Genomic DNA, 22,869 nt, shown 5'->3' on the forward strand with positions numbered 1-22,869 from the left:
CCTTGGGGCCCCGAGGGTCGCTGGACGCCCGCCGGGGACGTGATGGTTGCTGGGTCGCTCCGACGGCTCAGGCCTGGCCGGTGCCGTACTCCTCCGGGTTGTCCTCGCCCTCGGCCTGGTCCGGCTGGTCCGCGGGTTCGCGCGACTCGAGCTCGCCGGGGTCGGCGTCGGGGTTCTTCGAGGCGTCGTACGGCTCCTCGGACGGAGTGTTCGGGCTGCTGGTGTTCTCGCTCATGCGTCAACGGTCGCACCGGGCAGGTGGTGCCGCATCTGGTGGCAGCGGCGACCTGGTCGCGCCCGGCACCGGCGACCTGGCCGCGCCCCGCACCGTCCGCCACAATGGGGCATGCGCTCCTCCCGTGGCGGCGCCACGGCGCTGGTGCTGCTGCTTCTCGCCGCCTGTTCCGGCCCGCCGGACCGATCCGGGTCACAGGCCGAGGACGTGCCGCCCTCCGACTCCCCGGCGGCTGACCCCTCCGGACCGGGGACGACGTCGACGACGCCCGGTGGGTCCTCCGACGGTTCCGCGCAGGGTGGGGCGCCGTCCGACGGATCCGCGTCCGACGGATTGACGTCCGACGGGTCGACGTCGGACCCGGCCGCGGAAGCAGCGGAGCCGGGAGTCCTGGTCACCGGGCTGCACACGCCCTGGGGCCTCGCCCTCCTGCCCGACGGCGACGCCCTGGTCACCGAGCGCGACACCGGCGAGGTCCTGCGCGTGACGCCGGACGGACAGGTCCGCCGCCTCGGCACCGTCCCGGACGTCGCGCCGGGCGGGGAGGGCGGCCTGCTCGGCATCGCCGTCGCCCCGGACGTCGCCGTCACCGGCATCGTGTTCGTGTACCTGACGACGGCGCACGACAACCGGGTGGTCCGCATGCGGCTGACGGACGACTCGCTCGAGCCGGACTCCGTGGTGCTCGACGGGATCCCGCGGGCGAGCAACCACAACGGTGGCCGCCTGGCCTTCGGGCCGGACGGGTACCTGTACGTCACCACCGGCGACGCGGGGGAGCCGGGCCGGGCTCAGGACCCCGAGTCGCTCGGCGGCAAGATCCTGCGGATCGACGCCGACGGCGGCGTGCCGGCCGGCAACCCGTTCGCCGGCTCACCGGTGTGGTCCATGGGGCACCGCAACGTCCAGGGCATCGGCTGGGACGCCGACGGGCGGATGTACGCCAGCGAGTTCGGTCAGAACACCTTCGACGAGCTCAACCTCATCGAGCCGGGCGGCAACTACGGCTGGCCGGTGGTCGAGGGCGCCGGCGGCGGCGAGACGTTCGTCGACCCGCTGCACCAGTGGTCCCCCGACGAGGCGTCCCCCAGCGGCCTCGCGGTCACCGACGACGCCGTCTACCTCGCCGCGCTGCGGGGTGAGTCGCTCTGGCGGGTGCCGCTGACGGGCGACGGCACCGTCGGCGAGCCCGAGCGGCTCCTCGTCGGCGAGTACGGGCGGCTGCGCGCCGTCGAGGTGGACGGCGCGGGTGCGCTGTGGCTGCTCACGTCGAACCTCTCCCGCGGCGAGCCGACGCCCGACGACGACCGCCTGGTCGTCGTCGACCCCGGTACCGCAGCCGAACCCGAGCAGCGCTGAGAGCAGGGCTGAGAGCAGGCCGCGAGACGTGCGCCGGGCGCCGTCGTCCGATCGGGCGGACGACAGCCCCCGTGCGCACGATCAGCACCACGGTCCCGCGGCACGATCAGGGGGCGCGGCGCACCCCGAGGGAGTCCTCGCCGTCGCCGTCCCAGTCGCCGACGTAGACCTCGTCACCGGCCCGTCCGTAGGTGACCTCCCGGTCCGCCTTGCCCGGGGCGATGGTGTTCTTCACGAAGTACTGCGACCCCCGCCGGACCGCGAAGGTGTCCTTGCCGTCGCCGTCCCAGTCTCCGGCCAGCGTGATGTCGGCGGGCCTGCCGTAGACGACGACCGCGTCGGCGGCACCCGGGGCGATGGTGTTCTTCACGAAGTACTGCGCCCCGCGCCGGACCGCGAAGGTGTCCTTGCCGTCGCCGTCCCAGTCACCCACGACGACCTGGTCCCCGGGGCGGCCGTACACGACGACCTGGTCGGCCGGACCCGAGAGACGGTTCATGTCGTTGAGCACGTGGTACTCGGCGCCGCGGCGAACGGCGATCCCGTCGACACCGTCGCCGTCGAAGTCGCCGACGACGACGACGTCGTCCGGGCGGCCGTAGGTGATCACCTTCTCGGCGTTCCCGCCGGCGAGGGCGTTGTTGACGAAGAACTGGCGTCCCCGGCGCAGCAGGACGGTGTCGTCGCCGTCGCCGTCCCAGTCGCCCATGAGGACCTCGTCGGCGAACCTGCCGTAGTGGAAGACGTGGTTGGCCTTGGCGGTCCAGCTGTCGTTGAGGAAGAAGCCGTGCTGCTGCGGAGCAGGTGGCACGGTGCTGCCGCCGCCGGGCCGGTTCATGGTGAAGCCGGTGCCACCGGCACAGAAGCTGCCAGCGTTGGTGTGGTCGACGGAGCCCCAGACCGACCCGTCGTGGTGGAACTGGCCGCGAAGCGTGTCGGTGCCCCCGGCACCGTCCGGCTGCTGCGCGCTGAAGCTGCCGTCCGCGCCGATGGCGACGGACTCGAAGGTCCCGGGCCGGATGCCCGCGTAGCTCAGCCCGCAGAACCAGCTGTAGGACCGGGCGAACTCCGTGATCCGGCCGTTCACGACGGTCAGGGTGCCGCCGGATCCGTCGCGGTAGGTACCGGGTGCCACTGCCACGGGACCGGTGGGCCGCGGTGGCTCGGTGGCCCTGGTGGCCTCGTTGCGCAACCAGAAGTACGCCATGTCGCCGCACGCGTGGTCCGGCAGCTCGAAGCTGTACTGGCCCTCGGCGATCCCGTCGGCGGTGACTTCTCCCTCGAGCTCGCTGACGGCGACGACGGTCTGACCGTCGACGTCCAGGTTGTGCGTCACGTCGGCGGTGAAGCTGCCGTCGTCGGCGATGGGCAGCGGGGCGCCGAGCGTCGCGGTGACGCCCTCGGGTGCGCAGGAGGGAAAGACGGTGATGGTGAAGTCGACGACCTTGCCGTCCGCGGAGACCTGCAGGCTCGGCCTGTTGTCGTCCGAGTCGCTCCCGGTGTAGGTGCCGGGCTGCACCGACGGCGCCGCGTGCGACGGTACGGCCGCCCCGACGAGCAGCAGGGAGGCTCCGGCGATGGCCGCGAGGCCGGTGCGCACGATCAGGGAGGCCCGGATCGAGCCGGACGAGCGGTCATGGGACGGGCGGTGTAGGAAGGCGCGGTCACGGGCTGGGTCGTGGGTGGGGCTCATGGACGTGGTCCCTCTGCAGGCCGGCAACGGTGTCGGTCGCGCCCCGCGACGAACAGTTCAGGGCACGGACCGACCGTATCGGCGGCCTTCCGTCCTGTCCGCGGTTCGGTGGTCGGACTCGTCAGACGAACCGGACGTGCTCCTGCAGCCGCGTGCGGAGCTCGAAGAACGCGGCGTCCGGCAGCCTGCCCGAGCCGGGCAGGCCCACGGTGAGCAGGAAGCCCAGCGAGCTGCGCCGCACCGCGAGGCGGGCCGGTCGGCGTCCGCGGCCCCGGCGCAGCAGGATGACGTCCTCGTCCAGCGCGCCGTCGGGCAGCACGACCACCAGGGCGGTCACGGCCACCCGCCACGACCTCGCGATCCGGGCCCGGCGGGCGAGCGACCTGACCGGCTGCTCGCCCGGCGCCAGCGCGGCGCTCGCCAGCTCTGCGCCACGGGGGCGCACCGGAGCACCCCAGTCCTCGGACTGCAGGACGAACACGCCGGTCGGCCCGAGCACCACGTGGTCGATCTTCGCCGCCTCGGTCGACGCGATGTCGGCGTCGTCCGCCCACCCGCCCCCGCCGGCCGCGGTGGCGACGTCGTGCCACACCGCGAAGGCTGGGCCGAGGGCGCTGAGCGTCCGCGCGGTGGCCTCCTCGGCGAGCGCGTCGGCGAGGGCGTGCCGGATCTCCGCCGGGGCGCGCTGGACGAGGTCCTCCTGGTAGGGGTCGGACAGGTCGACGCCGCGGCCGACCCACTCACGCATGAGCGTGAGGTAGCGCTGGCGCGACGCCCCGCCGGGATGGCCGTACGAGCGCGCCCGCCCCGGAGCGCTGGCGCTCCCGCGCCGGGTGCCGGTCGTCCATACCCGCGTGCCCTCGTCGTCCTCGGCGAATCTCGCCGAGCGCGGCGCGCCGCCGGCCGTGCGGTCGTACTCCGCCCGGCCGGCCGCGGTGCCGACGCGCTCCCACGCGAGCTGCACCGCGTGGAACGCCGCGGGATCGCCACCGAGGTCCGGGTGCGTCTGGCGCTGCCTGCGTCGGTAGGCGCGGCGCAGGTCCTCGGCGGACGCGTGGCGGTCGACACCGAGGACGTCGTACGGGGTGGCGCCGGACGCTACGTCGGTCATGGGAGCCTGCGGGGAAGGGAGCGGGGGCGGATCTCACCGTACATCGCGCCGCTGCCGGCCGGCGGCCACCCGGCGACCGGTGTTGTCGGGCCTGGCGTGCTGCCGGACCTGGCGGTCAGGCCTGAGGCGCGGCGTTCATCTTCGGGACGACGCTGATCCCGCCGGAGCTCTCGAGGACCGCCCACTTGATCTGGTCCATCCGTTCGAGGCCCTGCGACTCCCGGGCGGCAGTCATGACGTCGTCCTCCGTGAGGTGCTCCTTCGCCAGGACGTCCTTCAGCACCTTGCCGTCCTCGACGACCACCAGGGGCACGGACTCCGTCACCCGGCGGAACCGCAGCGAGCGCCAGCCCAGGTAGTCCGCGGCCCGCTCGAGCAGGAGCAGCGTGGTGACCACCAGGGCGGCGTGGGTGAGAGAGAAGTCCTCGCCGAGGATCGCCTGCTGCGTCGCCTCGCCGACGATCAGCAGGATGACGAAGTCGAAGGTCGTCACCTGGGACAGCGAGCGCTTGCCCAGGAGCCGGAAGAGCAGCAGCAGGATCCCGTAGATCGCCACCGCGCGAAGAACGCTGTCCATCCGAGCCTCCTCAGGGCATCACGAACTGGCTGAATGCGACGGAGTCGGACCCGACGGCGAGCTCGGCCGCGAGCGTGCCGTGCCGCTGCGCGCGGAAGCTCAGCGACACCTCGGTCTCCCCGGGCTCGTCGACCATGAACTCGAGCACCATCCCGCCGGGCACGAGGAGCTGCTCGGACGGCTCGGGCGAGATGCCCGACAGGTCCACGCCGGAGGGCCAGTCCCCGGTCAGCTCGGCCGTGATGGTGCCGTCCTGCACGGCCTCGGGCCCGAAGACGAAGGTGATCGAGTCGTCCGCCTCGTGGCGCGTGACCCGGTCCAGCTCGACGGTGACGGCTCCGTCGTTCACGGTGGTCCAGCTCAACGGGCCCGTGCCGAGGAGCCCCAGCAGACCGGCGAGCACGAAGAGCGTCAGCAGGAGCCAGCCCGCACGTTGCCAGCGCCACTCGAGATGCTGGAACTTCTCGTGCTTCCTGACGTCCAGGCTCACGGGTCCCTCCCCTCGTCGTGGAGCGAGCACGGCGCCGAGGCGCGGCTCCGTCGTCCTGCGAGCATGGCGCCAAGGGCGCGGCTCCGCACGTCGAGGACGGACGACGTGCCTGGTCAGCGCGGTGCGCGCACGGGCGGCGAGGGCGCCCTGCACCTCCTCGGTGGACCGCGACTACGCGAGTCCTACGGCCACCAACATGGTCTGGTTCAGTGGTGCTCGTCCCGGTCGGCGTGCCGGTCCGCCGTCCGGTCGGCGTCGTCACCGTCGTGCCGGCCCGCTGCGCGGTCCGCGCCGTCGGCGTCCGGGTCATCGGTGCGACCGCGGGACTCGCGCAGCGCACGCCCGCGCTCGACGTCCTCCTCCGCCTTGGCGGCCTTCTTGTCGCTGGCCCGGGTGTCGCGCGCCGGCAGCTGGATGGACTCCTCGGCGGCGATCCCGGCCTGCAGCTGACGTCCGCGCTCCAGCTCGGCGTCGAACTCGGCGCCGAAGAGCAGCGCCAGGTTCATGATCCACAGCCAGAAGAGGAACACGATCACGCCGGCCAGCGCCCCGTAGGTGGCGCTGAAGTTCCCCGCGATCGAGACGTACAGCCCGAACCCGAGCGTTGCGAGGGCGGCGACGACGATCGCCACCACCGCGCCGGGGCTGATCCAGCGGAGCTTGGGCTGCTTGACGTTCGGCGTCGCGTAGTAGAGGAGGGCCACCAGGACGATGACCACGACGACGAGCACCGGCCACTTGGCGATGTTCCACACGGTCATCGCCGTCGGGCCGAGGCCGATGGCGTTCCCGATGGTCTCGGCGATGGGTCCGCTGACGACGAGCAGGAGGGCCGCGAGGGCCACCAGGACGAGGAGCACGGTGGTGAGCGCGTACATCCACGGCCGCAGCTTCCAGATCGGCCGGCCCTCGGGGATCTCGTAGATGCGGTTCATCGCCCGGCCGAAGCCGGTCACGTACTTCGACGCCGACCACAGGGCGATCAGGATACCGACGATGAGGCCGATCCCCGGCTCCGACGCGGTGGTGAGCTCGTCGACCACGGGCCGTATCGTCTCGTCCGCGCCCTCGGGGAGCAGCGGCGTCACCATGTCCATGATGCCGTTCGTGGTCGACTCGCCACGGCCCACCAGGTTGAGGATGGAGACCATGGCGATGAGGGCCGGGAAGATCGACAGCACGGCGTAGTAGGTGAGTGCGGCGGCGAGGTCCGTGCACTCGTCGGCGATGAACTCCCGCATCGTCTTGCGCAGGACGTACATCCACGACGGCTTGCGGATGTCGCCGAGGGAGTCCGGCTTGCTCGGATGCTCCTCAGACGGTGCCTGACGTTCCCTGGCCATGGTCGTTCCTTCCGCTGCACGATTCCTGCCAGAGTGCGGGGGCCGGGGTGGTCCCGCAACCGGACGGCAGACCGGGCACGGCAGCGATTCCACTTGCGGACGTCGGGGCGCGAGCTCCTCGGTTCTCCGGCTCGCCGCGCCGGTCTGGGGGCGCCGGCACGGAGGTCGACGTGCCCGATGCTGGCGTCAGGTTGGCGTGCGCGATGCCGGCGACAGGTCGACGTGCGAGCCCGGAGCCTCGGGGTGATAGTGGACGCTCCCGGCGCGAGGACGCGTCATGCACCCGCAGTGAACAAGCGCCATCGGCGCCTCCGGCGAGCGACGACGTCGCCGCCGGTCATACCGGACGACCGATCACCGGTCATACCGGACCGCCCCATCCCCACGGCGACGCCGTGGCGAGGAGACCACCGATGTTCTTCCACAAGCAGGAGCTGCAGTACAAGTCCACCCCCGAGAAGCCTGACGCTGTCTACGCCCGCAAGCTCCAGGAGGTGCTTGGCGGGCAGTACGGCGAGATCACGGTCGCGATGCAGTACATGTTCCAGGCCTGGAACATGCACATCCCCGGCAAGTACCGAGACCTGGTCTACGGCATCGGTGCCGAGGAGTTCGGCCATGTCGAGATGCTCGCCACGATGATCACCCAGCTGCTGGAGAAGGCGCCGGTCGGCATCACCGAGGACGCGGTCCAGGACGATCCGACCGTCGCCGCGATCGTCGGCGGCATGGACGTCCAGCACGCCATCGTCGCCGGGGCCGGGGCACGCCCCGTCGATTCCAACGGCAACCCGTGGATGGGCTCCTACATCATCGGCAGCGGGAACCTGCTCGCGGACTTCACTGCGAACGCGAACGCGGAGATGCAGGGGAGGTTGCAGGTGGCCCGGCTCTACCACATGACCGACGACTCCGGCGTGCGGGACCTGCTGTCCTTCCTGCTCGCCCGCGACACCATGCACCAGAACCAGTGGCTGGCCGCGATCGAGGAGCTGAAGGCCGACGGTCTCGAGCAGCTGCCGGTGCCGAGCAACTTCCCGCAGAAGAAGGAGCACACCGAGGTCTCCTACCAGTACCAGAACTTCTCCGACGGCCAGCAGGCGTCCGAGGGCACCTGGGCTGGCGGCCCCTCGCCCGACGGCAACGGCGAGTTCACCTACCACGACGGCCCGACGACGACGGCGCAGATGCCCGCGGTCACCCACCCCGACGCCCGGATCTACGGCACCACCGACGTGCCGAACCGGGTGGAGAAGATCGCGGGCACGGTCCAGGACAAGCTGCACCGCGAGTAGGTGCAACGGTCCACACACCGTGCACGGTGATCGGTGGGAACGGTCCGTTCACCCTGCACCGCGAGTAGCGGCAACGGTCCGTTCACCCTCCAGCACGGGTACTGGCAACGGTCCGCACACCCTGCACCGTGATCGGTGGCCACAGGTCCGCCGACCAAGACTCAGACGGAGAAGAGATGCTCGAACGACACGTCGCCGACGGCGTCCACCGGCTCACCCACGCCCATGTCAACTGCTATCTGATCGAGGGCGACGGCGGCCGGCTCACCCTCGTCGACGCCGGCCTGCCTGCGTTCTGGCCGCTGCTCGCGCAGGCGGTCCGCGAGCTCGGCCGGCGTCCGAAGGATGTCGCCGCCCTCGTGCTGACGCACGCGCACTTCGACCACGTGGGCGTGGCGGCCCGGCTGCAGGACCGGCTTGGGCTGCCGGTGTGGGCGCACGAGGACGAGCGGTACCTCGCGGCGCACCCGTACCGGTACGCGCACGAGAACCCGCGGGCGCTCTACCCGCTGCGCCACCCGCGCGCGATCCCGATCCTGGCCGCTATCGCCCGGGCAGGCGCGCTGCGGGTCAAGGGGGTCTCCGGCACTCTCGCGCTCAGCCCCGGTGAGGTCCTCGACGTGCCGGGCCGGCCGCGCGTCGTGCTCAGCCCCGGGCACACGTTCGGGCATTGCGCGCTGCACCTGCCCGACCGGGACGCGCTCATCAGCGGCGACGCCCTCGTCACGCTGGATCCCTACACCGCGCGCACCGGCCCTCGGATCATCGCGGGCGCGGCCACGGCGGACTCCGCGATGGCTCTGCGCTCGCTCGACGCGCTCGCGCAGACCGGTGCCCGGGTCGTGCTGCCGGGCCACGGTGAGACATGGCAGCAGGGGGTGGTCGCCGCCGTCGAGCACGCGCGGGCAGCGGGCCCGGCCTGAGACACCGAAGACACGACAACCACGACAACACTGGAGGAATCATCATGGCTACCGGCGAGACCGGGTTCGACGACGTCACGTTCGACCTCATATCCGTGCAGTACCACTCCCTCAAGGCCGGGCACGACTACGGCCAGTACGTCCGAGACGCACGCAACGCGGGCAAGGAGGACATCGCCACGTTCTTCGAGAAGGTGATGGCCGAGGACTCCGCGCGTGCGAAGCAGTGTCACGAGTTCCTGCGACAGCTCGGCGGCGGGACCGACAACACCTCACCGCAGGGCTAGGCGGTCGGCAGGCACCCGACCGCCGGCCGCCGGTAGCGCCGGTCGCTGGTCGCGCTGGTCGCGCTGGCCGCCGGTCGCGCCGGCTGCGGTCGTGGCGACCGCTCGCTGCGTCGGCTGCCGGTCCATCTGGCTGCCCCGGTCATGCCGGCCGGCCTGGTCGCGCTGACTGACCGCCATGCCGACCGCACCGGCACGGTTGCCCGAACGGTTCGTACCGGATATCGGTACGAACCGTTCGGTCTGACATGGGGCAGGTACCAGGGTCCGACGGCCGCCCGGTGGCGGAACAACGGGGCGAGATGGATCGTGGAGGCAGCGGACCGCCGGACGGGCGGTCCCTCCGTCGAGGTGGGGGCCCGCGCGTGCCAGAGACCAGCACGACGACGAGCGAGCCCCGCGCGGCCGTGAGGACGCGGGCATCCCAGCTCGACGCACCGATGGTGCGGGCGGCCGGCGCTGCGGCGGCCGCGGCCGGCGGTGTGGTGCTCGGCGTCGTCGTCGCGGGTATCGCGGTGCTGCGCCGGGCCAAGCCCCTGCATCCTCGTGGCGCGGTCGTCCGCGCCACCGTGCACCTCCATTCCCGACCGCCGGAGCTCGGGATCGCGCTGGGGACGCCGGGCCGGCGCGATGCCGTCGTGCGCTTCTCCCGGGCGGTCGGTCTGCCCGCGGGCTGGCCGGACATCCAGGGCCTGGCGATCCGGCTGCCACGCGACGAGGGGCCCGTCGACGTCCTGCTCGCGTCCACCGGCCGGGGGCCGCTCTCCCGGTACGTGCTCACGCCACGACGGACGCCCCACGACGGCGCCTGTTCCACCCTGATGCCGTACCGCGGCCCGCGCGGGCCGGTCCTCATCGGGGCGGAGCCGTCGGACGACCCCAGGATCTTCGTGCTCGAATGGGCGACCCTGCGCGGACCGTGGCGGACGTTCGCGACGCTCGAGTGCGCCACGGCGCAGGCGGCCGGCACGGACGCCGCGATCCGCTTCGACCCGGTCGAGCACCACCCGGACGGCCTGGTGAGCTACCCGTGGGCGGCCCGGCTGCGACGCCACGCCTACCGATGGGCGCGGTCGTTGGCGCCCGCGCTACCTCGCAGCGCAGGCACGCGGCACGTCATCCGCGGTGCCGGCCAGAGCCCGTCTCCTGCACGGAGTAGTAGATGGTCTGCGCGACGATGAGCCCGTCACGCACGACGAAGGAGTCGACGCCGTCGCGCACCGCCACCTCCGGTGCCCTCCCGGTCCAGCGCAGCATGCCGACCTCGCCCTCGACGAGCACCTCCTCGTAGGCGAAGGCTCCCTCGCCGAGGTAGGAGCTGAGCACCTCGGCCCGCCGCCGGATCTCGTCCTTGCCGCGGCCGGTTCCCTCGCCCCACGACACCAGGGCGACGTCGTCCTGGTAGTTCTCGGCCAGATCAGCCTCGAGATCGCCCGCCTTGCGATGTGCCAGGTGGGACTCGAGAACCTCGCGGGTCGATCTCATCGCTGCTCCTCCGGAGACGGCTACGTTGCCGCCCACAACCTATGGCGCGGCGCGGCGCGGCGCCACGCCGGGCGGCGCCGTCGCCGGCTCCACGAACGGCCCGTCGGTGACGGGTGGGCGCCCCTGTCTCCTCGGGGCCGTCCCGCTGCACGAGCGTCGGTCACCCCAGGACCGCGACCTCGATCCGATCGACGGGCCTGTCGGTCATCACCGTGTGACGGCGCCGCACGATCAGGTTCTCGGCATCAGAGCACGGGTGAGGTCGTCCGGCGTCGTCACCGGCAGGTCGCACACGAAACCGCGACACACGTAGGCCGCTGCGCCGCCGTTCACGAGCGGACGGTCGGCCAGCAGCGGCACGCCGGGAGCGTCCGGCTCGCCGACGGCCACGACGAGGCCCGGCGCGGTCGAGCGCCTCGTGAGCATGGCCAGCTCGGCGGCCGCGGTGCCCTCTCCCACGACGGCGACCTGCAGCGGACCGGCCAGAGCCGCCTCGGCAACCGCGAGCGTCCAGCCGGCGAAGCGCGGGTTCTGCTGCGCGAAGGTCCCGACCGAGGCGACCGCCGCGTCCGCGGCATCGCGATGCCGGGTCGAACCGGTCAGCGCCGCGTAGGTCAGCAGCGCACCGGCGAGGGCGGACTGACCGGACGGCTCGGCGTTGTCGGCCGGGTCGCGCGGCCGGGTGACGAGCCGCTCGGCGTCGTCCGCGACGTCGTAGAACCCGCCGGCGCCGTCGCCGAAGTGTGCCAGCGCCGTCTCGAGCAGCTGCCCGGCCGCGTGGAGGTACTCCGGATCCCCGGTGGCCTGGTGCAACGCGAGGAGCCCCTCGGCAAGGTTGCCGTGGTCGTCGGCGACCGCTGCGGCACGGCCGACCGTGCCGTCGCGGGAGGTGCGACGCAACCGCCCGTCGACGAGGTGCGACCCCAGCACGAAGTCCGCGCACCGACGGGCCGCGTCGACCCAGGCCGGCTCGCCCAGCAGCGCGCCCGCCTCCGCCAGCGCCGCGATCGCCAGGCCGTTCCAGGAGGTGACGACCTTGTCGTCCCGGCCGGGCTGCGGACGTCCGGCCCGCGCGGCCAGGAGCCGCTCGCGCACCCCGGCCCACCAGGTGGCGTCGTCGGGGTCGCGACGCAGCTGCAGCGTGGAGGTGCCGTGCTCGAAGGTCCCCTGCTCGGTGACGCCGAGCAGATCGGCGGCGCGGACGCCGTCATCCCCACCGAGCACGTCGACGAGCTGGGCCGGGCTCCACGCGTACGTCAGGCCTTCCACGCCGTCGGCGTCGGCGTCGAGGGACGAGGCGAACGCCCCCTGCTCGGTCAGCAGGTCACGCAGCAGGAAGACGACGGTCTCGCGCACCACCCGCTCGGCGAGCGCGGAGCCCGTCGCCCGGTACAGGTGCAGGTACACCCGCAGCAGCTGGGCGTTGTCGTAGAGCATCTTCTCGAAGTGCGGAACGACCCAGGCTGCGTCGACCGAGTACCGCGCGAAACCGCCGGCCAGCTGGTCGTACATCCCGCCGCGCGCCATGGCGTCGCAGGTGCTCTCGACCATGTCCAGCAGGTCCTGGTCGCCGGTGCGGGCGTGCTGGCGCAGCAAGAGCTCCAGCACCATCGACGGTGGGAACTTCGGGGCGGTGCCGAACCCTCCGTTGGCCCTGTCGAAGGTGCGCGCCAGGCGGTCGGTCGCGTCGTCGAGCGCGGCGGCGTCCAGCGTCGTCGCCGGCCCGAGGTCCACCACGCTGGCCAGGGCCTGCGCGATCCGGGCACCGCTCCCGGCGACCTCGGCACGGTTGGTCGTCCACGCGTCGCTCACGGCGGCGAGGAGCTCGAGGAACTGCGCCCGCGGGAAGTAGGTGCCGCAGAAGAACGGCTCGCCGTCGGGCGTGAGGAAGCACGTCATCGGCCACCCGCCCTGCCCGGTCAGGGCGGTGGTCGCCGTCATGTAGACGGCGTCGATGTCCGGCCGCTCCTCCCGGTCGACCTTCACCGACACGAAACCGGCGTTCAGCGCGGCAGCGACGTCGGGGTCCTCGAACGACTCGTGCGCCATCACATGGCACCAGTGGCAGGCGGCGTAGCCGATGGAGAGCAGCACCGGCACGTCGCGCTCGCGGGCCTCGGCGAAGGCATCCTCGCCCCACTCCTGCCAGTGCACGGGATTGTCGGCATGCTGGAGCAAGTAGGGGCTGGTCGCACTGGCGAGGCGGTTGGCCATTCCTCTAACTCCTGACGAGTGTCACGTGCATCAGATTCCCTCGAGTGATGCAGGACAGTGATGCATTGTTTTGCAGTGGGTCGCTCGGCGGCCCGGTGCCACCAGCCTAGGAGGCGGCCTCGTGGGCACGCGCCCTCAACCGAAGCTGCTCGCTCAGGGCAAGCCGCGCATGCTCGGCGGCGCGACACGTGGTTGGCGGGTGCGGCTCTACGCACCCGGATCGGGCAGCAACAAGTACCAGGTGTACTTCAAGGCGCCGGCCGGCGAGGGCGAACCCTGGAAGCGCGTACTGCGGCGGGCTGCATCCGAGGAAGCGCGCTGGATCTTCGCGCAGGCCGAGGGTGCGCTGTCAGGCGCGCGCGTTGACGATCACTCGTGGAGATCGTCGTCTCGAATTTCCAGATAGGGCCTGAACGCGGGATGCACCCTGTAGCGAAGGGTACGACTTTCCGCAGTGCTATTACGCGATGCAACCCGCATTTTCCTCCTCGCCGCAGTCTCGCCTTCCACATACTCAAACTTCCCCTCAGCCAACTCCACCCCCAAAAAGGAAGCCGCGACGAGCCAATCTCGGAGCTTTGCGGGCTCCGGAGCGCTGGCGAGTACCTCGCCCAAATCGTCCGCCGTGAGCGTGGCCCCGACACCCGCGAACTCGTAGAGCAACTCTTCCAGGTTGATGTCCACCGATTCGCTCTCCACAATCAACGCCTCCATCGCGAAGCGCGAATACTCGCGCTCGGCGTAGGAAACATCCTGCGCTTCTACGGTCGAATGCCGTCGGTTTATTGCAGTGGTAAGCGCGGCGTTAGCGAAATAAACGAAGTCGCGCGGTCGGCGCAATGCTCGCCAAAGGAAGTAGTCACGCGCAGGGAGCCCACGAACTTCTTTGCTGAACAACTCGTCCCACATCGACCCGTCTCCCGCGTTCCGCGCGTTCGCGGCATAGCGTTCCTCCAAGACGCGAACAAGAAGTTGTTCATCACCCCAGTCGACAGTCCGTGCACCGATCTTGTCCGGCTCGCGCGCGTAGGTTCGCACGACGTCGAAGATGTCTGTTCTAATGAACAGTGCGAGCGTGGCTCGAAGCTGATGGGCCGCGCCGGACCGACTGAAGTCTTTCTCTATCTTCCCGGCGGTAACAAGCAGCGAAAGGATAAATCGTGCGTTTCCTTCGAAATTTGTGCCGCGTTCCCAGTTTTTGTCTAGATTGTCAATTAGGATCGCTACCCGTTCGTGCTCGTGCAGCAGTTGTATCGTTAGCGTACGCAGCCGTGACAGTTCGTCGGAACGTATCGCCTTCGCAACCGCTGCGTGATCACTTGTTCCGTTTTCGCCGAGTTGAGTCATGACGCGGTCGACTACGCGCTCAAGACGCGCCGACAGGTCCTCGCCTTCCTCGATGTCCATCGCGCGAAGAAGGGAGCGCAAGTTGCTCAGCGCGCCCTGATCTGCCTGGGACAGCGCGCGCCCCTCGCTAAGTTCAAGCAATCGAAGTGCGATCTCGCTCTCAATGAGGTAAACCCAGGCCGTCATCAAGAAGTACTCGGCATGTGCTGGATTGCCGAATCTATTCAAAATAGATAGCAAGCCACCAAGCTCGTAGGAGGATGGCTTGATTGGCACCACAAGAACCTTGCGATCGAGTGATAATTCATTACTAACCTGTGACATCGTCGCAGTCTTGCCAGTTCCCTTCCGTCCAGCGAAAACTGTTGCGGCGCCAGAGACAACCGCCGAAAACTCGCTCGTCTGGATGAAGTACTTACCTAGATCTTCGAGTTCGTACTCGGCGACATACTGGCCAAACGACCGGAGGGGAAGTTCGATATCGAGTTCCAGCCGCCCTAGCCGCCGGTTGGTCCCTTTCGGCTTGGGCATCGTCTCGAGCCACGTCTTAACCTTCTGTTGCAGCGCTGCGGATGTGTCGTACTGGAAGAGCATATCTCGATAGTCGAGAGGGCTTACGAATCCGCTTTGTACGACCATTAGCAGTGGCAACTCAAGGCCGTGAGCGAACCCTGCGAGAAAACTAGCGCGAGCATTGTGCTCACGCGATCGCTTCCGTGTTTCGCCGAGCAGATGAAGAATGACCGCGCTTGACCGGTAGATCTCCCGTGCGTAGAACTCCAAAGGAGCGATCATCAGGTCGTCACTAGATCCTAGGATCTTCAAGTGTGACTGTCGCTCGAGGAGGCTTTCGAGTGCCGTAGCTGGCGCAATCTTTATGGGCAGCGCCGGAGCAAACACAGCGTTCGCCTCGCGAGGTTTAGCTCCCGCGAGGATGGTTTCCGCTAGCGGCGGGGTGCTGGCGGGCGGAAATGCCGAGTACCGGGCAATAAGCTTCTCGGAATTGCCTCCATAATTGGTGCGGCCGATAGTGGAGAAAATCGCAACGTCGCTCCAAAGCCGTTCGGCGTCACCGTCGGTTTCGTCGAAAGCCAGCCATGTAGGCTTATTTAGGGCCACCGCATACCCCAACTCAAACAAGACGTTCGGGTTCATCGAACTGACTTCGGCTATCACGGAGGAGGAGGCGCGGATACGCTCGGTGATGGTGTCGACCAGAAGTCGTCCGTCGATTTGCAAGTCTTCCCAGCCATCTGCCCGCTGGCCCCGAGTGTTCAAGCCGGCAATTGCTGCACGCATCGTCTCGGCTCGCAGTGCGGGCTGCGAGCCGTAGGCAAAGAACGTCGGACCGGGTTTTGGCGCGGAAGTCATGGGTGAACTGTGTCACAGTCGCACAGTCGCACGGTCGCACAGTCGCACAGTCGCCCGGACCCCGAAGCACGCGACTCTTGGCGCCGGGCGTCTCGCGTGGAGGACACGAGAGCTCTCACACCGCGACTTGGCGGCACTCGCGCCGAGCGTGTCGCGAGCACGGGCATAGCGCACGGCTCATGCCAGCACGAACGGTCGCCGCGGGCTTGCCGCTTTCGGCGCGGTACCCGCACATGCCGCGAAGCGGGCGGCCGTTCCACCGAGGGCGCTCCCGCGCAGGACAGCGGCGCGCTGGTCAGCAATCGGTCCTTCGGTGCGCCTGTACCCGTTCGACTTACGGGACACAGGCTAGCGCAGACATCGTCCCCACCTGACCGCGGGGACGGACTCCCACCGCCACGGGCCGGATGCTTGCCGGCATCTTCGCCTCCCTGGCCGTAGTACGAACGGGACCTCATGCACGAGCGAGCCGCCGCCGCACACTAGTCAGCCCACCTCCGGGGCAAGCGCACCGGCCGCTCGCCAATCTCACTCCGGTTCGGGCCCGGTAAGTCTGCTCCCTGCGGCGCCAGCGGGGAGTCCATCTTCGAGCTCATCCGCAGCTTTGGCGTCTGCCGCGGGACCCTCTACCACGCTATCAGTGCCGCCGATCTCACCGCGGACGGGGAGCCGGCTGCGGCAGGAGGAACCATCCGGTACGACGACATCGGGCCTGTAGTCCTATCGGGACCGCCCTGCAATGTCTGAACGCGCGAGACTGGTGAAGGCGTCAAGCTCATCGTAGAGCTCCTGTACCCCAGACGTTGGGCTGGTCTCGCAGAGGAGGATGCCCACCGCGACGTCGTCAGCGGTCGTGGCTATCCGCTCACTGGCGGCTGCGGCTGCCACGCTACCCACGAGGTAAACCTCAGCGGCCGCGTTCCGCACCGATTCCATCTGATCGTTGGCGAGCTGAACCGTGTCCCGCTGCGGGCTGCCCCGGGACTCGCAGGGCTCCGACGCGGCCAGGTCTGAGCCCGCAGCCTCGACGGCAGCGATCAGCCGGACATAGGCCGCCTGACGCTCGCTGCGCTCCATCCTGCGATCCTCGGCCGTCGACTGCAGGTGCGTACCGAACAGGCCTCCACTAACGCCAACGATCGAACCAAGTAGCGCCGCCCCGGCCGAGATCAGGGCGATGTTGGACTGCGAGCGATTCTTGCCGTGCACCGTCGTCATCCCAGGACCCTAGTCACGGTCAGTCCATCGGCCGAAACCGCTTCGGAGGCATCATCGGTTCAGGCATCGCCCCCAGCATGAACTTGTCGAAGTGCGACACAGTGAACGCCACGTAGCCGTGTTCGAGCGTGTAATTCAGCCCAATGTTGATCAGCAAGGACACCCGCGCCCGACGGGCTCGCTAGCCCTCGTGGGGGAGTCGCTACGCGCTGGGGCCGTACCAGCGCACGTCGCCGTTCGCGCTGTCTGCACGGCCCAGAGCGGCGGAGGCTGCCTCGGTTGCTGCGGCCGCGCGCTCAAGGTATACGGCGGCCGTCGCTGTCCCGGTCGCAGCATCACCGCGGTTCGTCCTCCCCGTCGTAGTGGACCCCGTCAACGACGCGGGCGTGCCAGGCGCTGGTCGGCGACACCCTTGTTCCAGCGAGCCGACGGCGGAGGCGGAGCTCACCGAGCGGGGCGTAGGAGTCGGAAGGGTCTGGACGTCGCGTGTGGAGTGGGCGAGGGCGCTGGCCGACCCGCCATCTCGGTTGTCGCTGCCATGAGCATGGGACCGTTCTGACCAGTTCTCTGCCGGGGCCGTCAACGAGATCGACCTCGACCTGTCCGAAGGTGGGGTGGCCGGGTTCGTCGGTGCCGAGCTCGCGGACGCGTCGGCACGAGGCTGAACGCCCACCTTGACGGCGGCGTCCCGCAACCGACTTCCTCGCGGGACGCCGGCAAGCGAGTCTTCTTCGAAGCCAGCCACGGAGAGCGGAACCCCGACGGCGGTTCGGCTATCGGGGAGGCCTCGAGCGTTTCAACGCTGCAACCTGACATCCTACAAGGCATGGCAACTCCAGCCGAAGAGGCAGGCGAGCAGCTCTCCAAGACCACGCTGCGTGACTTTGGCCCGCCGATTCCGCACGAGGAGCGTGACTATGGCCTCCCCTCATGCCTGGTGACCCTGTCGCCGCAGGAAGCTCCGATCGGTCAAGTCCGCTGGGGTGGTGTACGAGGTTCGGCGTGATCCTTCGGGGGTTAGGCGCTGATGGCGCCGATGACGGGGCTGTCCTCCTCGATGGTCTCGGTGTCGATCAGGGTGAGGCGGGCCTTGGCCAGGGTCTCGAGGCCGAAGTAGCGGCGGCCCTCGGCCCACTCGTCGTGCTGCTCGGCGAGCACGGCGCCGACGAGGCGGATGATGCTGGTCCGGTCGGGGAAGATGCCGACGACGTCGGTGCGGCGGCGGATCTCGCGGTTGAGACGCTCGTTGGGGTTGTTGGACCAGATCTGGCGCCACAGCTCCTTCGGGAAGCCGGTGAAGGCCAGGATGTCCCCGCGGGCCTCGTCGAGGTGGGCGTGGACGTCGGGCAGCTGGGCCGCTACGGCGTCGAGGAGCTTGTCGAACTGGGCGTGGACGTCCTTCGCGGCGGGCTGGTCGTAGACCGAGTGCAGCATGGCCTTCACGGCCGGCCAGGACGCCTTGGGGCACTTGGCCATCAGGTTCGCCGAGTAGTGGGTGCGGCACCGCTGCCACGACGCCCCGGGCAGGCACGCCCCGATGGCCTCGACCAGGCCATGGTGGGCGTCTGAGGTCACGAGCCTGACCCCGCTCAGGCCGCGGGCGACGAGGTCGCGGAAGAAGCCCAGCCAGCCCGCGCCGGACTCGGCGGTGGCGACCTGGACCCCGAGGACCTCGCGGTGGCCGTCGGCGTTGACGCCGGTGGCGACCATGACCGCGACCTTGACCACCCGGCCCCCTTCACGCACCCGCATCGTCAGGGCGTCCGCGGCGACGAAGGTGTAGGGGCCGGCGTCCAGCGGCCGGGTGCGGAAGTCCTCGACCTGGGCGTCGAGGTCCTTGGCCATCACCGAGACCTGCGACCTCGACAGTGCCCCGTGATCCCCAGGGTCTGGACGAGCTTGTCCATCCGCCGGGTCGAGACCCCCAGGAGGTAGCAGGTCGCGATCACCGAGGTCAGGGCCGCCTCGGCGCGGCGGCGCCGCTGCAGGAGCCACTCGGGGAAGTACGTGCCCGAACGCAGCTTCGGGATCGCGACGTCGATGGTCCCCGCGCGGGTGTCGAAGTCGCGGTGTCGGTAGCCGTTGCGCCGGTTGACCCGCTCGTCGGAGACCTCGCCCCAACCCGCGCCGCACACGGCGTCGGCGTCGGCGGAGAGCAGGGTGTTGATGAACGTGGTCAGCATCTGCCGCAGCAGATCCGGCGACGCCTGGGTCAGGTGTTCGTGCAGGAACTGGGCAGGGTCGATACTTGAAGGAGCGGTCATCGCGGTTGGTCCTTTTCGAGAGTGCTTTGGAAGGTTCACTCGAAGGATCACGCGGTGACCGCACTCGTCTACGACGACACGCTCACCGAGCTACCGGTACACCACTCTGCAGGACTCAACTCTCCGATCCCGGTGTTGCTCCGACACGCGTTGACCCTCATCGGGATTCCCTACAACGGTCCTGGGGAGAAGGTGGCCTGGTGGGTAACGTTCACCTACAAGGGATACCCCTGCGAACTCGTCCACCAGAAGTTCGGTCTTCGGCTACGTATCGGCGGGGACCTCACCGAAGAGCAGGCGAGTGACCTGTTAACCGAGATGCGGAAGAAGTTGGTATCTGCCGTCAGGACCGTGGAAGGACTGCTGGCCGAGACTGCGCGCGACACACTCAACGCAGGCAACGTCACAGTCGTAAACCAGCACCGACAATTGCGCCGGGCCTACGACTATTTCCGCGAGCGTGCGACCAACCCCGACGTGGTGGAGGACGTCTCGGAGAGCGGGACGAGCGAGTCCGGCGGCTCTTGGTCGACATTCCTGTCGGGAAGGAACGTCATGGCGATGAACGCCCTCCACGACCTCGTGGCCGCGATCTCCGCCTTCCTTAGCTCTTTGGAGCATGACCTCGTCCTGGCGCTGCCATTCCTAGACTTCGACCCATCCGCAGACGATCTAACCCGAATCATCGGTGCCCGCTGGGGCGAGAAGTGGCGCCGCGTGGTGGACCACAAGGACCATGAAGCGATGCGTCTGCGCGAGCGGCTGGTCGCAGTAGTCGAACGGTGGCGCAACCCCTACTCACACGGTGGTTTCGAGAAGGGGCACGGCGCCACAATTTACGTGCACACACAGGGCCTCGGCGCGCTGCCGGTCGGACTGTCCGGCATCCGCGAAAGTCCGCTGTTCTCGTTCCACGCTGCGTCGGAGGAGGACATCGAAGGCGTATTCACGTTGTTCGACGAGATCGACGCCTACTTCGCCAGGACGATGCCGCACGCAATGGAGTGGATCGACTCTGGACTCGACGTCCGGTTCGACGCCAACTTCATAGCGGGGGCGATCAGCTGCATCGAGTCTTATGGCACCTTGGAGAGGCTGATCGACGTGCACGCCTACCGGGAAGACATGATCGCCAACATGGACTTCTAGCAGCTGGGCGCCGCAGACCGGGGCGCGGCACCGGGCGGAGCCATCCGACATCGAACCGCTCCGCTGCCCGCCGCAGCGGCCAGCCGTCCTCGAGTCACGTCGACGCCCCGGTCCCGTAGCCAACCTCCGTGGTCAGTACAGCTAGTCGGGATCCGGGTCAGACCGACACCATTCGTGCATTTGAGCGGCCTGGCAGACTTATAGCGTGCTGCCACAATGGCTGAGACGGAACGCGTTGTACGTGTCTTGCTGCGTCGTGCTCGCCGCCGCGGTCGTAGGCGGCCTGCTCATCGTGCGACAAGGCTCTGCGCCGTTCGCTACGGACCCCACGGCCGCCCCTGTACTGGCGGCCTCCATCGTTTTGGCCGGTGCGATCGTCACGGCCGCCGTGACGCTCACCGGGCTGCTGCTCCGGCAGACCATCGATGCCCGCACTGCGCGCCTCGCAGATGAAGCTGCTGCGAGAGCGGAACGCGAGCATCAACGCCTACGCATGCAGACCGCGATGGAAACGCTGAAGTTGCTCGCGACCTCGTCCGGATCGCCGGCATCCGCAGAGCAAGTGTCAGCGGCTCTTATCGTACTAAGCCGCCTCCATGAGACCGAACTTGCGCTTGATTTGGCAGCCGAGCTTTGGCCGAAGGGGCAAGTCACACCAAGCGCTGCTGTTTCGCTCTGTGACGATGCGATCCGTTCGAAAACGCCAGCACTTCAGCGCGCGGCGGCGGTCCTATTGTTCAACAACAGGGACCGGCTCACACAGGAGTCTGGTCAAGTGCAATGGCCCTCTAGCCTGCTCACGTGGCCCGACGGTCTAGACGAGGAGGCGCGCAACCGAATCCGCTTATTGCTGACAGAATGGCTGGCGAAGCGACCCCCATCTACTTCGACGGACTTTCGGTCGAGCCTCCTTCGCGAACCGTAACCCGAATCACCGGCTAGACACCTGGTTCGTCAACGCCTTAGTTTCAGAAAGGTGCGCTCGACGGCGTTGTGAAAGGCATCGAAACGCTCGACAAGTTGTTCCATCCAGCGAATCAACACTTCCAAATCTTGACCGGCAGGCTGGGGCGAACGTTCGATTCGAGCCATGAGGAGTACGTGGGCCGCCACAAGGTCGAGGAGCCCTCGTGCAACTTCCACCGGCTCAAGGTCTCGGCGCGAATCACCCACTGCCTTGACGACGCGGTGGGCGGAGTCGCGCGATCTGATAATGAACAACTCAAGCCGACGGAACTCGCTCGACGGAGCCGTGCTGCGAAGGTCCATTATGATCTCTAGGCGCGCTTCTTCGAGCGCTTGTAAAATGAGGTCCATTCCGCGGTCATACTGTGCCATCTCGGTCTCGGGGGTGGACGTCGCCTCTTCCGCAGTCGCGAGTTGCTGCGTCGCCTTCTCCGCAGTCCGCGACGGCTCGTCCAGGAAGACAGTGGCCATGGGGATTGGCTCCCCAATTACGCGCGTTGTATCAGTTGCTGCAGTTCCATCTCAAGCAACTGCATATCGAGTGCAGCGTCAGCCTCACGGCTTCGGACCAGATCCGCTTCCAGTCGGTCGAGCAGCGAATGCACTGCTGTCCATGACGGCTTGCCCAGGTTCGGCCGAGCGGTAGACGGCAGTCCGCGTGCAAGAGATTTCAAGTGAAGCAGTACGTCTTGCCAGTTGGGGGCACCGAGCCGCTCGAACGCCTGAATCCCCCGCAGCATTGCGCAGCAGATTTCAGGCACGGACAGCTGTGTGGCGGCAGCGGGTTCATTCAAAATGCGCTCTGCGGCTTCTAAGAGGCTCGCAGCTGATCTTCGCCGCTGGAAAGTGTCTGGGGTCCTGGCCACGGTTGTACACCCCCATCGGTTGGCAGTGTGCTGCAGCGTACGCCCATGTCATAGCCGTCAGCACGCTTTCAGGCGGTTTGGAAGGGTGACGCGAACGGCCCCCGAGCTGCTGACCCAACGGCCCCCGAGGTGTTGACCCAAGCGGTTGGTGTGAACGTGCCTCAGTGCTTCGGGCGGTCGAGTCCTTTGTCACGTCTCGGCCTCGCCCTGCCCCAAGATGTGCGCGGACTGGGCCGCAGCCCATCATTGCCGGACGTCGGTTTGAGGACGCGCCAATTGAGTCCTGCAGAGTGGTGTACCGGTAGCCCGGTGAGCGTGTCGTTGTAGACGGGGGCGGTCACCGCGTGATTCTTCGAGGACCAACCGCGATGACCGCTCCTTCAAGTATCGACAGTGAGGACGGGGCAGGCATCCCCGACGGGGTCTGACTCAAGTATCGATTGACGCCCGGTGGGCTCTCCTCGCAGGGATCCGTCGACCTCGTCGGAGGGTGCCGATCCATGCGACCGGACGCTGACCGAGGCGCTCGAGCTGACCGATGCGGCGGTCGTCGTCGCCAGCCACGACCGCCAGCTGCTGCACGACGTCGCGCACTGGCCGCACCTCGCCCTGGCCGCCCCGGCGACAGAGGAGGCAGGGGTCGACCCGGGGTAGGAGTGCCGGCCCAGGGCATGACCGG

General features: G+C 68.7%; 21 protein-coding genes and 1 pseudogene. 10 read left to right on the plus strand and 12 right to left on the minus strand.

All coding sequences use genetic code 11. From position 1 onward, the window contains the following. Positions 1–67: 67 nt before the first annotated feature. Positions 68–235, minus strand: a complete 168-nt coding sequence (locus GD748_RS19435) for a hypothetical protein (RefSeq protein ID WP_193312827.1) — start codon at positions 233–235, stop codon at positions 68–70. Positions 236–346: 111 nt separating this feature from the next. Here GD748_RS19435 and GD748_RS05545 point away from each other — a divergent pair, with 111 nt between their 5' ends. Next, positions 347–1,594: a PQQ-dependent sugar dehydrogenase gene (locus GD748_RS05545; protein WP_152194131.1), complete on the plus strand. Its 1,248-nt coding sequence runs from the start codon at positions 347–349 to the stop codon at positions 1,592–1,594. Positions 1,595–1,700: 106 nt separating this feature from the next. Here GD748_RS05545 and GD748_RS05550 read toward each other — a convergent pair whose 3' ends face one another. The 5 genes from GD748_RS05550 to GD748_RS05570 form a co-directional block, all read right to left on the minus strand. Continuing rightward, positions 1,701–3,287, minus strand: a complete 1,587-nt coding sequence (locus tag GD748_RS05550; protein ID WP_152194132.1) for a hypothetical protein — start codon at positions 3,285–3,287, stop codon at positions 1,701–1,703. Positions 3,288–3,408: 121 nt separating this feature from the next. After that, positions 3,409–4,398 (minus strand): J domain-containing protein, encoded by a 990-nt coding sequence (locus tag GD748_RS05555; protein WP_152194133.1) that lies wholly within the window; start codon positions 4,396–4,398, stop codon positions 3,409–3,411. Between the two features lie 115 nt (positions 4,399–4,513). Further along, positions 4,514–4,975 (minus strand): DUF421 domain-containing protein, encoded by a 462-nt coding sequence (locus GD748_RS05560; RefSeq protein WP_152194134.1) that lies wholly within the window; start codon positions 4,973–4,975, stop codon positions 4,514–4,516. 10 nt (positions 4,976–4,985) lie between these two features. Then, positions 4,986–5,465, minus strand: coding sequence for a hypothetical protein (locus GD748_RS05565; RefSeq protein WP_152194135.1), 480 nt, complete (start codon positions 5,463–5,465; stop codon positions 4,986–4,988). Positions 5,466–5,671: 206 nt separating this feature from the next. Further along, positions 5,672–6,808 (minus strand): YihY/virulence factor BrkB family protein, encoded by a 1,137-nt coding sequence (locus GD748_RS05570; RefSeq protein WP_226920787.1) that lies wholly within the window; start codon positions 6,806–6,808, stop codon positions 5,672–5,674. A gap of 413 nt (positions 6,809–7,221) precedes the next feature. Between GD748_RS05570 and GD748_RS05575 the strand changes: the two genes are divergently transcribed. From GD748_RS05575 to GD748_RS05590, 4 genes are all read left to right on the plus strand, one after another. Beyond that, positions 7,222–8,103 (plus strand): manganese catalase family protein, encoded by an 882-nt coding sequence (locus GD748_RS05575; RefSeq protein WP_152194136.1) that lies wholly within the window; start codon positions 7,222–7,224, stop codon positions 8,101–8,103. A gap of 176 nt (positions 8,104–8,279) precedes the next feature. Beyond that, on the plus strand, positions 8,280–9,026 hold the full coding sequence (locus GD748_RS05580; RefSeq protein ID WP_152194137.1) for an MBL fold metallo-hydrolase: 747 nt from the start codon (positions 8,280–8,282) through the stop codon (positions 9,024–9,026). 44 nt (positions 9,027–9,070) lie between these two features. Then, the gene (locus GD748_RS05585; RefSeq protein WP_152194138.1) at positions 9,071–9,313 is read left to right on the plus strand and encodes an acyl carrier protein; all 243 of its coding nucleotides are present in this window, start codon (positions 9,071–9,073) and stop codon (positions 9,311–9,313) included. A 362-nt stretch (positions 9,314–9,675) separates the two neighbouring features. Continuing rightward, entirely contained in the window at positions 9,676–10,491 is an 816-nt protein-coding gene (locus tag GD748_RS05590; protein WP_152194139.1) for a hypothetical protein, read from the plus strand. On the opposite strand, the gene GD748_RS05595 is transcribed toward GD748_RS05590, so the two are convergent. Beyond that, positions 10,427–10,795, minus strand: coding sequence for a nuclear transport factor 2 family protein (locus tag GD748_RS05595; RefSeq protein ID WP_152194140.1), 369 nt, complete (start codon positions 10,793–10,795; stop codon positions 10,427–10,429). The genes GD748_RS05590 and GD748_RS05595 overlap by 65 nt on opposite strands. A 231-nt stretch (positions 10,796–11,026) precedes the next feature. Continuing rightward, positions 11,027–13,009, minus strand: a complete 1,983-nt coding sequence (locus tag GD748_RS05600) for a thioredoxin domain-containing protein (RefSeq protein WP_152194141.1) — start codon at positions 13,007–13,009, stop codon at positions 11,027–11,029. 121 nt (positions 13,010–13,130) lie between these two features. On the opposite strand from GD748_RS05600, the gene GD748_RS19815 reads away from it, so the two are divergent. Then, positions 13,131–13,415, plus strand: a complete 285-nt coding sequence (locus GD748_RS19815; protein WP_226920789.1) for a hypothetical protein — start codon at positions 13,131–13,133, stop codon at positions 13,413–13,415. On the opposite strand, the gene GD748_RS05610 is transcribed toward GD748_RS19815, so the two are convergent. Next, complete coding sequence (locus GD748_RS05610) at positions 13,379–15,727, minus strand: P-loop ATPase, Sll1717 family (RefSeq protein ID WP_152194142.1); 2,349 nt, start codon at positions 15,725–15,727, stop codon at positions 13,379–13,381. The two genes, GD748_RS19815 and GD748_RS05610, sit on opposite strands and share 37 nt — an antisense overlap. Positions 15,728–16,447: 720 nt before the next feature. Next, positions 16,448–16,945: a hypothetical protein gene (locus GD748_RS05615; RefSeq protein ID WP_152194143.1), complete on the minus strand. Its 498-nt coding sequence runs from the start codon at positions 16,943–16,945 to the stop codon at positions 16,448–16,450. A gap of 826 nt (positions 16,946–17,771) precedes the next feature. On the opposite strand from GD748_RS05615, the gene GD748_RS05625 reads away from it, so the two are divergent. Beyond that, on the plus strand, positions 17,772–17,951 hold the full coding sequence (locus GD748_RS05625) for a hypothetical protein (protein WP_152194144.1): 180 nt from the start codon (positions 17,772–17,774) through the stop codon (positions 17,949–17,951). Between the two features lie 11 nt (positions 17,952–17,962). Here the strand turns inward: GD748_RS05625 and GD748_RS05630 are convergent. Next, positions 17,963–19,209 (minus strand): annotated as a pseudogene (locus tag GD748_RS05630) (IS256 family transposase). Positions 19,210–19,263: 54 nt separating this feature from the next. On the opposite strand from GD748_RS05630, the gene GD748_RS05635 reads away from it, so the two are divergent. Beyond that, positions 19,264–20,358, plus strand: a complete 1,095-nt coding sequence (locus GD748_RS05635; protein WP_152194145.1) for a hypothetical protein — start codon at positions 19,264–19,266, stop codon at positions 20,356–20,358. A gap of 256 nt (positions 20,359–20,614) precedes the next feature. Continuing rightward, positions 20,615–21,283, plus strand: coding sequence for a hypothetical protein (locus GD748_RS05640; protein ID WP_152194146.1), 669 nt, complete (start codon positions 20,615–20,617; stop codon positions 21,281–21,283). Positions 21,284–21,312: 29 nt separating this feature from the next. Here GD748_RS05640 and GD748_RS05645 read toward each other — a convergent pair whose 3' ends face one another. Further along, the gene (locus GD748_RS05645) at positions 21,313–21,795 is read right to left on the minus strand and encodes a hypothetical protein (RefSeq protein ID WP_152194147.1); all 483 of its coding nucleotides are present in this window, start codon (positions 21,793–21,795) and stop codon (positions 21,313–21,315) included. A gap of 845 nt (positions 21,796–22,640) precedes the next feature. Between GD748_RS05645 and GD748_RS05650 the strand changes: the two genes are divergently transcribed. Beyond that, on the plus strand, positions 22,641–22,844 hold the full coding sequence (locus tag GD748_RS05650) for a hypothetical protein (protein ID WP_152194148.1): 204 nt from the start codon (positions 22,641–22,643) through the stop codon (positions 22,842–22,844). Positions 22,845–22,869: the final 25 nt, after the last annotated feature.

This window comes from Georgenia subflava, assembly GCF_009193155.1.
Classification (GTDB): Bacteria; Actinomycetota; Actinomycetes; order Actinomycetales; family Actinomycetaceae; genus Georgenia; species Georgenia subflava.